At 40.0% G+C, this 15,407-nt stretch carries 10 protein-coding genes; 5 read left to right on the top strand and 5 right to left on the bottom strand.

Going from position 1 to position 15,407, the window contains the following annotated elements:
* The first annotated feature begins 53 nt into the window (after positions 1–53).
* On the top strand, positions 54–2,240 hold the full coding sequence (locus VL20_RS21825; protein ID WP_052277783.1) for a DNA cytosine methyltransferase: 2,187 nt from the start codon (positions 54–56) through the stop codon (positions 2,238–2,240).
* Positions 2,241–2,408: 168 nt separating this feature from the next.
* Here VL20_RS21825 and VL20_RS21820 read toward each other — a convergent pair whose 3' ends face one another.
* Together VL20_RS21820 and VL20_RS33155 are read right to left on the bottom strand one after the other, a co-directional pair.
* Positions 2,409–2,837, bottom strand: a complete 429-nt coding sequence (locus VL20_RS21820; protein ID WP_052277782.1) for a QcrA and Rieske domain-containing protein — start codon at positions 2,835–2,837, stop codon at positions 2,409–2,411.
* Positions 2,838–3,305: 468 nt separating this feature from the next.
* Entirely contained in the window at positions 3,306–5,639 is a 2,334-nt protein-coding gene (locus VL20_RS33155; RefSeq protein ID WP_284525883.1) for a S8 family serine peptidase, read from the bottom strand.
* A 619-nt stretch (positions 5,640–6,258) separates the two neighbouring features.
* Here VL20_RS33155 and VL20_RS21810 point away from each other — a divergent pair.
* From VL20_RS21810 to VL20_RS21795, 4 genes are all read left to right on the top strand, one after another.
* A complete protein-coding gene (locus tag VL20_RS21810; RefSeq protein WP_052277781.1) occupies positions 6,259–9,717 on the top strand; it encodes a type ISP restriction/modification enzyme in 3,459 nt (1,152 codons plus the stop codon).
* 271 nt (positions 9,718–9,988) lie between these two features.
* Positions 9,989–10,342: a phenylpyruvate tautomerase MIF-related protein gene (locus VL20_RS21805; protein ID WP_052277780.1), complete on the top strand. Its 354-nt coding sequence runs from the start codon at positions 9,989–9,991 to the stop codon at positions 10,340–10,342.
* A 382-nt stretch (positions 10,343–10,724) separates the two neighbouring features.
* Positions 10,725–11,837, top strand: a complete 1,113-nt coding sequence (locus tag VL20_RS21800; RefSeq protein ID WP_052277779.1) for a DUF262 domain-containing protein — start codon at positions 10,725–10,727, stop codon at positions 11,835–11,837.
* Positions 11,837–12,493, top strand: a complete 657-nt coding sequence (locus tag VL20_RS21795; protein WP_052277778.1) for an MAE_28990/MAE_18760 family HEPN-like nuclease — start codon at positions 11,837–11,839, stop codon at positions 12,491–12,493. Before VL20_RS21800 ends, VL20_RS21795 begins: the two co-directional genes overlap by 1 nt.
* A 79-nt stretch (positions 12,494–12,572) precedes the next feature.
* Here the strand turns inward: VL20_RS21795 and VL20_RS21790 are convergent, their stop codons facing one another.
* The 3 genes from VL20_RS21790 to VL20_RS21780 form a co-directional block, all read right to left on the bottom strand.
* Positions 12,573–13,373 (bottom strand): hypothetical protein, encoded by an 801-nt coding sequence (locus tag VL20_RS21790; RefSeq protein WP_052277777.1) that lies wholly within the window; start codon positions 13,371–13,373, stop codon positions 12,573–12,575.
* The gene (locus VL20_RS21785) at positions 13,370–13,723 is read right to left on the bottom strand and encodes a hypothetical protein (RefSeq protein ID WP_002741232.1); all 354 of its coding nucleotides are present in this window, start codon (positions 13,721–13,723) and stop codon (positions 13,370–13,372) included. Before VL20_RS21785 ends, VL20_RS21790 begins: the two co-directional genes overlap by 4 nt.
* A gap of 223 nt (positions 13,724–13,946) precedes the next feature.
* Complete coding sequence (locus tag VL20_RS21780) at positions 13,947–15,386, bottom strand: DEAD/DEAH box helicase (protein WP_052277776.1); 1,440 nt, start codon at positions 15,384–15,386, stop codon at positions 13,947–13,949.
* Between the last annotated feature and the right edge of the window lie 21 nt (positions 15,387–15,407).

Raw genomic sequence — 15,407 nt, 5'->3', positions numbered from 1 at the left:
TACTCTTGGTTAACGCACCCATTGATTAATTTCTTTGATGTCATAATTTGGCAATGACAAACGAAAAACTCAGATTTATCGATCTTTTTGCTGGTATTGGAGGATTTAGATTAGCTTTCGAGAGCGTTGGTTATGACTGTGTATATTCTTGTGAAATAGACGAAAACTGTCGAAAAGTATATTTCAATAATTTTCAAGAAATTCCCGATCAAGATATTAGAAAAATTGCTATCCATGACCTGCCTGATTTTGAAGTGTTGACAGCAGGATTTCCCTGTCAACCCTTTAGCATTTCTGGAAAACGAGCCGGATTTAGAGATACAAGGGGAACTCTATTTTTTCACATCTGCGAAATAGTAGAATTAAAAAAGCCGAAAATAATTCTTCTGGAAAATGTTAAACACCTAATTCACCTCGACAAAGGCAAAAACTTAGATATTATTTTGCATTCTTTGGAAGAACTGGGTTATTTAGTTGATTATAAGCTCTTAAATGCCAAGGATTTTGGTGTGCCGCAAAATCGAGAAAGAATTATTATTATTGCTACCCAAAATAAAAAATTTAATTTCAACTCATTAAAATATACTTCACCAATACCTAAGTTACGCGATTTTCTGTCTCCTCAAGGCAATTTTGAATACTTAGATAAAAAAGAATATACTCTCATTGATAATCCTACCTTACAACCATCAGGATTAATTTTTGTCGGTTATCGCAATAAAACTATCTGGAAAAAAGGTATCAGACCAAATACAGAACATTTATCCCGGGTTCATCATCAACCTAACCGAATTTATTCGATCGATGGAGTACATCCTACTATACCATCTCAGGAAACATCTGGACGTTTTTTTATTTATATACCCGAACAAGATCAGGTGCGTAAATTAACTATCCAAGAATGCTATCGACTGATGAAGTTTCCCGATAGTTTTCAAATTCATCCTAACTTAGCTGAGTCTTATAAACAGGTGGGTAATTCGGTTTGTATTCCCATGATTCAAGAGTTGGCTATTGCCATTAAGAAACATATTTCTGAAACCAATTCTAGAGTATCCTTAAAGGAGTTTTCTCTTTCTCGTCAGAATATTCAATTGGAAATTATCGGATTAGATTTTATGAACCATAAAGAAAAGTTATTAGAAATTTATGACCAATCCTTAAATTTAGATGATCGGCAACCACTGCCCCCTCAACCCTATCAAAACTATATCCAACAAATTGCTACTAATTGCTCAAAACAAAAGGCAGTTTATACGGTTTTAATAACTTTATTAGTTCATAAAATTATCTATCCTAATCAAGATATTAGATACCATCAAACTAATTTACCTGGAGGATTTTCAGGAAGAACTATTGATACTCAGTATATTACTCCCACCTTGAAACAATTGGGATTACCAGCTATGGCAGAAAGTGGCTGGCTAACTCGTTCTTTAGAACAACCCTTTCCCTATACTTTAGATTATCAAGGTAAAATTAGTAATCAAAAAACCAAAGATGCTTTTCTGGGTTTAATTGATTTTATTGAAACTAATCCTCAACAAGCTGAAGTTATTTTAAGGCTTTTACTTCATCAAGTTAATCAGATTATCCAGACCCAAAAGATTAAAATTTTGAAGATAGATAATCCTGAACCTTTTGATATCAACACTTTGAGCAGTTGCCTAGAAAATCATTTTAGTTTCAATTATCAAACTCGCGGAGCTTCCAAATTACCTGTTTTAGCACTATATGCAATTTATCAAAGGTTAATTATAGAAGTAGAAAGATACAAATCCTGCACATTAAAACCCCTAGGCAGTCACACAGCTTCTGATCTAACTTCTGGTAGTGCAGGAGATATTGAGATTTTTGATAAAAATAAACAATTAGTAGAAGTTATTGAAATTAAGCATGGTAAGTACATTGATTTACAAATTCTCCGAATTGCCAAAGATAAAATTATTAAATTTAATCCGAGAAGATATTATATCCTATCATCGTTTGATGTTAAACCCACAGAAGTGGAGTTAATCATGTCCGAGATTCAAATTATCAAAAACAACCATGGTTGTCAAATAATTACCAATGGTATTATACCGACAATTAAATATTATCTGAGACTGATATCATCTCCAGAAGAATTTGTCAATAGCTATTCCCATCTGATTGAAATAGATTCGGAATTACAAACTATTCATAAATTAAAATGGAACGAAATTTTATCTAATCTTATTTCTCCAATTGAACAAATCTAAACTAGCGAGCTATACTATGGCCAAAATATACCATCTCTGGTGACAGCCTTTCTTAAGATGAAGTGTAACCTAATTTGGTATCGATGCCACTCAATTAATTTCTAAGTGCGAGTAGAGAGTCACTAATTCTACCCGTGTCACCAAAGGCATGGTATTACGTCAACCCCGTTAAGCTTTTTTCACAAAAATAACGTCTTTTTCGACCTTGACTTGATAGGTGCTTAGATTGCGTTTTGGGGGTTTATTCGTGACCACCCCAGTGGCGGTAAATTTTCCCGGATGGCAGGGACAAGCTAAAATCTGTGCGCCAGTATTCCATTTCACCGTACAGCCTTCATGGGTACAAGTCGGGTTTACTGCACTGATCTTTTTCGTATTTTTCTCCCAGATCAGGAGCAAGGAGCCGACCGGGGATTTTTTATCTAGAAAACTGCCTTTGGCTTCCAATTCTTTGAGGGTAATGCCTGTCACTTTCACAAAGCCATCCGCCGCTTGGGCCGGGGTCATCTCTTGGTCGGTAGCCGTCCCTAGTATTTCTGGGGCGCAGGCCATGGCTCCGCCAACACCAACGAGGGCAACAAATTCACGACGATTCATGGGATTAGGTTTTTTCCAACAGTAACGTTAACTTTCACTGTACCGTAGAAGCTCTTTCCATTCAATTAACTTCTAAGTGCGAGTAGAGAGTATTCTTGGAAGAATAATCCTGAGCCTCTTACTCCCTGTCCATTCGATTAATTTCTAAGTGCGAGTAGAGAGGGACAGTAAGCAAACGCCTAACATTGATTATTATTCATTCTTAATTCTCCTGACGGCCGAAGCCTAACCCTAACAACAATTTTTAGTTTTCACAAGAGGTCTAATGAATCCCCTCGTCAATTATTTTCGCAACCTGCACGAAATCCACTCCTCCCAACCAGCAGTAAAAGAAACCTCCTAAGACTAAGATAATGTCAACGCTCCCCCCAATTAGGGTTTTTTAGGCGATCGCATTTTAAAATTTTGTTTCATGTAAGGCGATCGCCTTTGGGAATTTCAGTTCACATAAAGGCGATCGCACTAAATTTAAATTAAAGTGTGAACATCAACACTACCTAGACCACCCTCATTAAAGGCTTTAGCCAAATCACCTTTGCCATCTCCATTAAAATTACCCGCCAGCCACTGTTGAGCATCCCAAAACCCACCTTGACGAGTCGCCCATCTTTGCATACCAAAGCCGCTCCCCGTAGACAGATGAACATCAATGCTGGCTAGACCACCATCGGTAAAAGCTTTAGCCAAATCATCTTTGCCATCTCCATTAAAATCACCCACTACCCACTGTTGAGCATCCCAAAACCCACCTTGACGAGTCGCCCATCGCTGCATGGAGAAACTGCTGCCATTAGAAACATGAACATCAACACTAGCTAGACCATTATCATTAAAGACTTTAGCTACGTCATCTTTCCCATCTCCATTAAAATCACCCGCCAGCCACTTTTGAGCATCCCAAAACCCACCTTGACCAGTTGCCCATCGCTGCATGGAGAAACTGCTGCCATTAGAAACATGAACATCAACACTACCTAGACCACCCTGATTAAAGGCTTTAGCTACGTCATCTTTGCCATCTCCATTAAAATCACCCGCCAGCCACTTTTGAGCATCCCAAAACCCACCTTGACCAGTTGCCCATCGCTGCATGGAGAAACTGCTGCCATTAGAAACATGAACATCAACACTACCTAGACCACCCTGATTAAAGGCTTTAGCTACGTCATCTTTGCCATCTCCATTAAAATCACCCGCCAGCCACTTTTGAGCATCCCAAAACCCACCTTGACCAGTTGCCCATCGCTGCATGGAGAAACTGCTGCCATTAGAAACATGAACATCAACACTACCTAGACCACCCTGATTAAAGGCTTTAGCTACGTCATCTTTGCCATCTCCATTAAAATCACCCGCCAGCCACTTTTGAGCATCCCAAAATCCACCTTGACCAGTTGCCCATCTTTGCATAGTAAGCAAGTTTGGGGGATTAGGATTAGTACCTCCCAAAGCCTTAAACACATTGAGCCGCTTACCAGAAACCGTTTTACCGGCAAGGGATGCCAGGGGGTCGCCCGTGTTCATTAAGGTGTTTTTCACCTGTTGGGCTGTCCAGGTAGGATTTTGTGACCACAATAAAGCCGCCGCCCCTGCCACATGGGGACTTGCCATGGATGTCCCTGAATAGGTGGCATAGGTATTGTTGGGAGTGGTGCTGTAAATCTCTGAACCAGGTGCGCCTAAATCTACGCTGGTTAAGCCATAGTTTGAACCCCACCAACCACCAGTGTTAGCAAATGTCACCAGTTGATCATTACGATTGGTAGCGGCAACTGAAATAATGTTGGCAAGGTTGTAGCTGGCGGGATAGAAAGGATTCGCATCATTATTGTTACCATTATTACCAGCCGCCGCAATAAATAAAGCCCCCGCCTGACCCGCCGCGTTAATCGCATCGTAGAGCGCTTGACTATAGCCTCCACCTCCCCAGGAATTATTGGTGAGCTTAACTCCTTTGGCCGTCGCATAGTTAATTGCCTTAATGGCATTGGAGGTAGAGCCTGATCCTTGATCATTCAAAAACTTCAGGGGCATGATTTTGGCATTCCAGGCCACCCCCGTCACGCCGACCCCATTGTTACCTTTGCCAGCAATGGTTCCAGCCACATGGGTTCCGTGACCCTGAACATCACTGGGGTTATTGTCGTTGTAGGCAAAGTCCCAACCGCGAATGTCATCAACGTAGCCATTGCCATCGTTGTCAATGCCGTCGTTGGCAATTTCCCCCGGGTTTGTCCAGATATTGCCAACTAGGTCTTGGTGATTGTAGTCAACCCCTGTATCAATAACCCCAATCACTAAATTAGGATTGCCTTTTTGAATATCCCAAGCTTCAGGGGCATCAATATCCGCATCGGGAGTACCGCCACTTTGTCCAGTGTTATGCAATCCCCAAAGTTGATTAAAACTGGGGTCATTGGGGAATGTCGCCTTCGGAGTAATTGTGCCGAGCGTCCGAATATAGTCGGGTTCAATGTATTCAAAAATCGGATTGGAGCCATATTGTGCCAGAATCTTCTCCACAGAGAGCGACCCGGATAACTTCCAAATCTCTGCCCCCGTTAGCTTAATCGTCTGGGTGCTGACAGCACCAAAGAGAGACCGAAACTGAGCAACTTGGGTGCTGGTGATCCCCTGCTTAAACTTGAGAATCAGTTGATTGGGAGCATAAGGGGCAAGAGTGCTAGTTGCTGGCGGTTTTAGCTCTGAGGTGACGGGAGCGGCGCTGGGTACAGAGGCAAGACCTAAAGTTGGACTGGTGGAATAACCAGAAGAGTTAATACTAAGAGGAGCGGGAAACAATGGGGAACTCTTAGCAGCAGGGGAGACTGGAACTGTGGGGGCCTCCGAGGAGAGTGTAGATGGGGAGGGGTTAGAGTTCAGGACTCCTAAGGGAGAAGTTTCCTTCGATGCCGACTCAGCTAAAATCGCACCTTTACGCCCAAGAGGATCTGTGTCATCAATCTGAGCATCAATGCCATGTCTTGTTCCTTGGTCAATTTGTTCTAAATCTGTAGATAAAAGCGTGATAGTAAGTAGTCATGCAAAATTAATTACCTGCCCGATCGAGCTAAAACCCTTACGGGGCAATGATCGTCATGTGTAAATAATTTTGCCTAGGTACTTAAGAGGATTGAGCAAACTGTCACGAACAACGAAATCAAGAAAATCAGCCATCTTTAATTTCCTCTAAGCAAGAGAGATCAATAATTAAGTAGGTAGGCGTTAAAAATTATCAGAGCCCCCGCCTATCAGCACCCCCCTTAATAAGGGGGGCAGGGGGGATCGAACCTAAAATCGATTTTTAATTTAAATATAACCGGCTACCTACAATGGGAATTGTAACCGTTCAAAGCAGAAATGTTCAATCTTGTAACAAAATTTTATAAGATTAACCTTAATTATCTAGACCACAGTTTTTATGAATCCCCTCGTCAATTATTTTCGCAACCTGCACGAAATCCACTCCTCCCAAGCAGCAGTAAAAGAAACCTCCTACTACGGCACTCTCGAAACTCTCCTTAACGAAATCGGTAAAACCCTAAAACCGCGAGTGCGCTGCATTATCAACCTCAGAAATCAGGGTGCGGGATTGCCGGACGGGGGACTTTTTAACGTCGATCAATTCCCCAAAAATCAAGAATTAGAACCTTTTACGGCGATTTTTCCCGAAAGAGGCGCGATCGAGATTAAGGGAACCAAAGAAGATATCAAAAAAATCGCCGCCAGCGAGCAAGTACAAAAATACTGGCAAAAATACGGTCAAGTATTAGTCACCAATTATCGCGATTTTCTGCTCATCGGTCGCAATAGCCAAGGTCAACCGGTAGAATTAGAAGCCTATAGTTTAGCCCCGTCAGAAGCCGAGTTTTGGCTTAAAACCTCAAATCCATCCAAATTTGCCGCCGAACAGGGTGATAGCCTCTTAGAATACCTAAAGAGAGTGCTTTTACAGGCGGCTCCTATCACCTCACCGGCCGATGTTGCTTGGTTTCTTGCTTCCTATGCGCGGGACGCAAAAGCACGCTTAGAACATCATTCGGATCTTCCCGCTCTGGCCAATATTCGTCAAGCTTTAGAAAATGCTCTAGGTATCAAATTTGAACAGGAACAGGGAAATAAATTTTTTCGTTCTACCCTCGTGCAAACCCTCTTTTATGGTTTATTTTCTGCTTGGGTATTATGGCACAAGGAAAACCTCAATCGCGAGGATAAGTTCGATTGGAAATCCGCAGCCCACCATCTCCATGTTCCCATGTTAGCGATCCTATTCGAGCAGATCGCTGCGCCGAGTAAGTTAAAATCTTTGGGATTAGTAGAAGTTTTGAATTGGACCGGTGCAGCTTTAAATCGAGTGCGACGAGAGGAATTTTTTCGTCAATTCGATGAGGGACAAGCGGTACAGTATTTCTATGAACCATTTTTGCAAGCTTTTGATCCTGATTTACGCAAAGAATTGGGAGTTTGGTACACTCCTCCGGAAATTGTTCGCTATATGGTAGCGCGAGTCGATCGAGTTTTACGAGAAGAATTAAATATTGAGGACGGTTTAGCTAATCCCGATGTTTATATTCTCGATCCTTGCTGTGGAACCGGTGCTTATTTAGTCGAGGTTTTGCGCTATATTACCGATACTTTACAGGAAAATGGCGCGGGTGCTTTAGCCATGGCTTTGGTGAAAAAAGCAGCCATAGAAAGAATTTTCGGTTTCGAGATTTTAACTGCTCCTTTTGTCGTCGCTCATCTACAATTAGGTTTATTCCTGCAAAGTTTGGATGTACCTTTAATAGAAGATAGTGAACGAGTCGGGATTTATCTGACTAATGCTTTAACCGGTTGGCAACCTCCCGATGAGGAAAGTAAACAGAAAATTCAACAGCTACAATTAAGTTTTCCAGAGTTAAATAAGGAACGAGAGGCAGCCGATGAAGTTAAGCGCGGTAAACCGATTTTAGTTATTCTCGGTAATCCTCCCTACAATGCTTTTGCTGGAACCAGTCCCGCAGAAGAAGCGGGTTTAGTGGAAGTGTATAAACAGGGTTTAATCTCCGATTGGGGGATTAAAAAGTTTAATTTGGATGAGTTATATGTGCGCTTTTTTCGTTTAGCAGAAAGATGTATTTCAGAAAATACCGGTAAAGGGGTTGTTTGTTATGTTTCTAACTATTCTTGGGTTAGTGAACCTTCTTTTGTTGTCTTGAGACAGAATCTATTAAAGAATTTCAATAAGTTCTGGATCGAAAATATGCACGGAAATCGCAAAATTTCTGAATATGCACCCGATGGTAGAACCAGTGAGACAATTTTCTCAATACCTGGATTCTCAGCAGGAATTCAACAGGGAGTGGTGATTTCTCTTTGGTTGAAAAATAGTTCTCAGCAAGGAACTAAGGTCTTATTTCGAGATGATATTGATGCAGCTAAAGCAGTTGAAAGAAGGTCACAACTTTTAGAAAGCTTAAAAAATCAAGATTTTGATGCTTTTTATCAAGTCTCTAACCCAGAACAATCTAATCGTTATTCTTTCCGTCCCTCCGATGTTTCCTCTCACTATTTAGCATGGCCAAAGTTAACAGATTTATGTAAAGAACCACCTAGCAATGGATTAATGGAAAAAAGGGGAGGAGCATTAATTGATATTGATAAATCAAGTTTAGAAAAAAGAATTAAAATGTATTATGATACTTCGATAACATGGGAAGAACTTAAAACATTAAAAACTGGATTAACGAAAGATGCTAGTGGATTTGAAGCCAAAAAAGTACGCTTAAAAGTTCAAAAATCAGAAGGTTTTCAACAAAATAACATTATACGCTATTTAATTCGACCTTTTGAAGTTAGATGGTGTTATTACAGCAAGATTAGTCCTTTATGGAATCGTTCCAGACCTGATTTATGGTCACAATGTTGGGAAGGAAATTCATTTCTTATGAGTCGTCCAGCAGGAGTTGCTAATCCTGAAGGAATACCAATATGTTATACACAATTGTTAGGAGATAATGATTTTCAAAGAGGTCATGCTTATTATTTTCCTATACGATTACGTCAAAATTTAGAGAAGGTGAATACAGAAGATAATACTCAAGGAAAATTATTCGATTCCGGTAACTTTAATAGTCCTTCAATAAAAGCTAATCTCTCGGAAAAATCTCGTCAATACTTAAATCAACTGGGTATTAATAATCTTGATGAAAATATCGAGAATGCTTCCTTAATTTGGCTGCACTCGTTAGCGATTGGGTACTCTACCTTGTATCTTGGGGAAAACGCCGATGGTATTCGTCAAGACTTCCCAAGGATTCCCATTCCTAATAGCCAAGAATTATTAATTAAATCTGCCCAACTAGGACAAGTGATCGCATCTCTTTTAGACACAGAAAACCCCGTTATAGGAGTCACCAAAAAACCGACCCCTGCACTGCAAAAAATCGCCTTGATTTCCTGCACTGATGGGGGAAATTTAAACCCAGATAAGGGGGATTTAATTATTAACGTCGGTTGGGGACACGGGGGTAAAAATGGCGTGACAATGCCGGGTAAAGGAAAAGCGATCGCCAGACAATATACAACCGCAGAAATGAGCGTAATTAGTCCAGAAATGCGAAAATTATTAGGAACCAAAACCTATGATATTTATCTCAATGATCGAGCCTATTGGCAAAATATACCGGCCCAGGTTTGGGAATATACCATCGGGGGTTATCAAGTCATTAAAAAATGGCTAAGTTATCGCGAGGAAAAATTATTAGGACGGGGATTAACTATCGCAGAAGTGCAGGAAGTAAGCGAGATGACTAGAAGAATTACTGCGATTATTCTCCTAGAATCAGACCTAGATGATAACTACCAAAATATCAAAACGGCCGTGTATTCTTTTTAACTTAGTGTCAGCAGAATTCCCTCGCTTTTAGCGATGGGATGAATGCTGATACTAAATCCCTTGAGTACAGGCTAGTTATGAGACGAGGCACTCATGCAAGAAGCAAAAGGGGAAATAAATAATCAGTTTTTAATAACAGGATTTAGTATGACATTCAGTTTTCTTCCCATCCTCCAAGGATTGGATGATTGAAGCCTTCTGAAGCCAAAGAATATCTGTGATTGCCATCAAAACTGTTATATTATAGAAAAATATTGCTGAGATTTTTTCTATGCCTCTAATTAAAATTCAAACTTCTGTCACCTCCCTCGATGATGAGACGGTTAATCAACTTTTGCAGAGTCTTTCGGCTAAATTAGCTAAACATCTGGGAAAACCCGAATCCTATGTGATGACAGCTTTAGAATCGGGGATAAAAATGACTTTTGCTGGTACTTTTGAGCCGGTGTGTTATGTGGAGATTAAAAGTGTTGGTTCTATTTCCGCCGCTCAAACTAAAAGCATGAGTAGTGATTTTTGTCAAGAAATTGAGGCTTATTTAGGAATACCGAAAAATCGCATTTATCTAGAATTTGCCGAGACGAAAGGTGATCTTTGGGGATGGAATGGCACTACTTTTGGCTAATTTATGCCAAAATTATCGGAGATAGGGCTTATTTTAACTCTCTGGTTAAGATTTTTGCCTGTTCAATCCAAGCTAACATCACCGCAATATCGGGACATAAATCGCGTCTTTGCAGATTAGCCACCTGAAAATTGATGTTTGTGCCAATTGCGGGGATGAGCCTTTTTCTGTCAACTCTTGAGGTTGACGCGTTTCATTTTTGAATTGGCACATTCAGTCATCATTGATGGTATAAAAGTAGAATAGAGAGATTATACTGAGTATAGAAAAATTACAGCTTTGTTCCTAAAGATGAAGTGTAACCTAATTTGGTATCGAATCCTGACGACCGGCTCCCCAAAACGAAAACTTTGTACTTCACCATTAAGATAACTGCTATAAGATGAATTTATTAGAAGAAGTTAAGGCAAAAACTAAAGAATTTCGTACCGATAACTATCCTATGTCAATCGGAGAGATTATTAGTCTTTATAATAACAAAGAAATGACAATTAATCCAGATTTTCAAAGATATTTTCGTTGGACAATAGCCCAAAAAAGCCGATTCATAGAATCGATACTATTAGGAATTCCTATTCCCTCTATTTTTGTCTATCAGAGAGAAGAAGATAGTGTTTGGGAATTGGTGGATGGATTACAAAGGATTTCAACAATTTTGGAATTTGTTGGCGATTTAAGAGATGAGGACGATGAAACTAAGAAAAAACCAAAACTGGTGCTTCAAGGTACTAAGTTATTACCTAGCTTAAACGGAGTTATGTGGGAAGGTGCAGAGGAAGGAGAGTATAATTTGCCCCCATCTCTAAAAATAGATTTCAAAAGAGCGAAAATACAGGTTCAGATTATCCAAAAAGAATCGGATAAAAATGCTAAGTTTGAAGTTTTTGATCGTTTAAATACCGGTGGCTCTTTTTTATCTTATCAAGAGGTGCGTAATTGTCTTTTGATTATGCTAGATAAAAGCCTATATAAGTGGTTAGAAGACTTGGCAGAAAATGAGAACTTTAAAAATTGTATTTCCCTATCCGAGCGATTAAGACAAGAACGCTACGACTTGGAACTAATTCTTAAATATTTTGCCCTGTCTTCTCCCACATTTGATCCAAAATCATTGAACAAAAAAGAGGTTAATGAATATTTGACTGACTATCTGATAGAATTATGCAATTCCACCACTTTTGATCGTGTGTTAGAGCAAGAAAAATTCGCTAAAATGTTTTTATTGCTTGATCAAGCGACGAATGAAGATACTTTTACCAAATATGATGGAACAAGATTTAAGGGTAAATTTCTCGATTCTGCTTATGAAGCGATCACCACAGGATTACGAGAAAATATTGATGATTACTCTACTCAAGATATTGAACTGCTAAGAACAAAAATTCAGGAAATGTGGTCAGAATCTGACTTTATTTATAACATCGGTACGGGATCGAGAGCTAGAACTAGAATGCTCAAAATGATTGAATTTGGCAAAAAATATTTTAAAAAGTAATGAGTAAAGATAATAGAACTATCGAAATTCTCCAGAAAAACTTAGATGAAGATATGGCATGGCGAATTAAAGAACTTAGTATTTTAAAAAATAAAATTTCTCCACAAAAAGGAACTGAGCAAGATGTATTAATTAGAGCCGGAATAACCACTCTCTATGCCCATTGGGAAGGTTTTATTAAATATGCAGCAGAATGTTATTTGCAGTTTGTTTCCTTAAAAAAATTAAATTATCATGAACTGGATTACTGTTTCGTTGCCCTTAGTTCTAGAAAATCTATAAATGAGTTAATAAAAACCAATAAATTTAAGTTACAAAAAGAGATGATCAAAAATTTACTTGATAACCTAGAAAATACAGCTTCTATACCCCACGAAAATATTATTAACACCAAATCTAATCTCAATTTTGAAGTTTTCACTGATATCTGTACTATTCTAGGAATTGATGATAGTGATTATCAACTTCGGCAGAAAGCTATTGATGAACAACTTCTCACCCAAAGAAATAAAATTGCTCATGGCAAGTATTTAACTATCGATTATGAAGAATACATCAGTATTTATAATTTAGTAATTGAATTAATCAGAAATTTTAAAGATGATCTATTAAATGCCGCCGTGACGGAACAGTATAAAAAAGTCAAAAGTATATAGGGTTAATACTAAATCCGTTGAGTATGCGCTACATATCAGAACAGGCACTCATGCAAGAGACAAAAGGGGAAATAAATAATCAGTTTTTAATAACCGGATTTAGTATGACTCCATCACTATCAAGAACTGTTCCAATAGTGGCAAGAGACGAAGTGACTAATCGGAGTAACTTGTCTTTTGTCTCTGCCAAATTCTTATCTTCTGTATTGCGCTGTAAACTTTGAGTATTATAAATTTTTTTAATTAATTCTTCACCAGCAGAAAAAACATTACTATCTGAATATTTGGTTGTCCTGGCTTCTTCAAAAAATATATTAATTCCCTCTGACCATTCAGCTTTTAACTCTAAGTCATCTACTTGCTCTAATAGATTATTACTAAGAGATTGAAGTTCTTGAAGCTGCGTTTTGACATGAGGTGCTTTCGCATAAATTCTTCCCCAAGTGGCCAAAAAATCAAAAGTTTGTTCGGCAATTAAAGGGGTTCCGTCCGCAAGACTAACTTTAAAAAAAGCGTCGAGGGCAGGGGCAAGAAGCGCAAAAATTGGTAATTCCCAACTATTGACAGAAGCGGTAAGAACAAGTAGGCTGATTCTAGATGGACTATCAGGGGGAATACTATTGCGAGATAAAATTGACGCAATAAATAACCAAACAACCTCATTGTTAATCTCGCTGTCATTCTGTAGAAGCTTACGTCCCAATACCCCTAAGCCGATTTCTGAAGCTTTGATCGATCCCAGTGCCAACAGATCTGCAAACTCTCTAACATGACTATCCACCCTTCTCAGATTGCCGAAAGCTCTATCAATTTCTTCTCTAGCGTTATCACTATCGCCAGAGTCTAAAAATTGTTGTACTCTTCTAAGCATCGTTGTCATTCTGTTTGGGGCGAAGGGATAAAGGTAAGACCACTGCGAATTTCAATATCTACACGGGCGTTTTTAGTTTTACGTTTAGAATCCTGAAATGAGTGCGGTTGTGCCTCTGGAGTGACACCACCTTGCTCACTAGCATTTGTAACAAAGCGTTCAGCTTTTCTAAACGCTTGTTTCCGTTCCTCTCGTTGACATTCGCTGCATTGCCCTTTAATATTAGCAAGAAATGATAATCCTTCTTTAGCAGTAACAGGATTTTTTCTTGCCCAAGAACAACTGTATCCACCCTCTTGCTGGATATCGTCTCCTTGAGCTTGTACCCTCCCACGATAAGGTTCTGACGAACTCGACATATTAAATGTTCAAATTTATTCATTTAAGGCAATTATATAGTAATTATCAGTAAAAATGTCAAAAAAAGCCCAAATACTTGATTAGAATCAATTATCGAAAGTTTAGCTATAAAATTATGTAGAATGCTTTCGACGACGTACTGGGAAATTACCTGACAAAAAAAAGTTGATAGAACCAAAACGGTCTATCAACTCTTAAAGTTATCTATTCAAGAACTAAAAATTAACGTTCCTGAAAGACGATTTTTTTGTCCAGGGAAGGACGGTTATTCGACTTAGAGGGGTACTTACTACCACCACTGCGGGGAGTTTTATTAATCACCGGTTTACTGCTCGTCGGTGCGGGAACTTCCCAATCGGTTTTCATCCACTGGGGACAATTTTGATCGTAGATCATTTGCAGGGCAGCCGCCGCGATCGCTTGGGGATCGTATTCTTCACTTAAATCCCGCACTAAAGGCAAGAAAGAAGCCATCCGTTCCCCCGATAAAGCCTCTTTTAGCTGATTTTGCAGCTTGGCCAGGCGTTTTGCTTCTACTTCGGTGCGACTAGGAATGGGACTAGATTCCAGACGTTGACGCAGACGCTGTTCAATCTGACGTAATAAACGCCGATCGATCGGTTCTACTAAAGATATAGCAGTTCCCGTTTTACCAGCGCGGCCGGTGCGGCCAATGCGGTGAATATAGGTTTCGGCATTATCCGGCAGATCATAGTTAATAACGTGGCTGAGATTTTCCACATCTAGACCGCGGGCTGCAATATCCGTAGCTACCACTAATTTAATTTTGCCCTCGCGGAAACGTTGCACCAGTCGTTCCCGTTGCACTTGGCTTAAGTTACCGTGGTATTCATCCACAGTTTGCCCCGCTTCTTGCAGTTTGCTGGTTAATTCGGCCGCGGTTTGCTTGGTGCGGACGAAAATAATCGCCGATTCTAGGGGTTCGATCTCTAACAGGGGTTGCAGGACTTTTAATTTCGTCCAACCGCGAGGGATCATATAAATTTTCTGCTCGATTTTAGCAGGAGCGGCCTGGGGTTGAGAAACCGTCACAGAAATGGGAGATTTCAAGAAATTAGCGATTAAATCGCGGATTTCCCGGGGCATAGTTGCCGAGAAACAGGCGGTTTGACGGGTGGAGGGGGATGCTTGCAGAATTTTCTTAACATCATCGATAAAACCCATACTGAGCATTTCGTCCGCTTCATCGAGGACTACCCAGTTTAGGGATTCGAGATGGAGTTTTTTGCGATCGAGCAGATCAATTACCCGGCCAGGAGTCCCGACCACAATCTGGACACCTTTTTCCAGACTGCGGATCTGACGTTCCATGGATTGACCACCACAGACTGTCAGGATAAAGAGACGACGGTCATCAGAGAAATCTTTGATGGCGCTGGCCACCTGTTGGGCTAATTCCCGGGTGGGGGTGAGGATTAAAGCTTGAACGTTAGGATTTTTGGTGTCCATGCGTTCCAGTAAAGGCAGGGAATAGGCGGCAGTTTTGCCGGTTCCCGTTTGTGACATTCCTACCATGTCATGCCCTTCTAGAAGGAGAGGGATGGCTTTGGTTTGAATTTCCGTGGGGGTGGTGAATCCAAGCGTTTCTAGGTGTTGAAGACGGCTATCGGATAAACCTAAATTGTTGAAACCAGTGGTCATAAGGGTTGTTTTGTGGGAATT

The organism is Microcystis panniformis FACHB-1757, assembly GCF_001264245.1.
Classification (GTDB): domain Bacteria; phylum Cyanobacteriota; class Cyanobacteriia; order Cyanobacteriales; family Microcystaceae; genus Microcystis; species Microcystis panniformis.
This window is presented reverse-complemented; position numbering and strand designations above follow the sequence as displayed.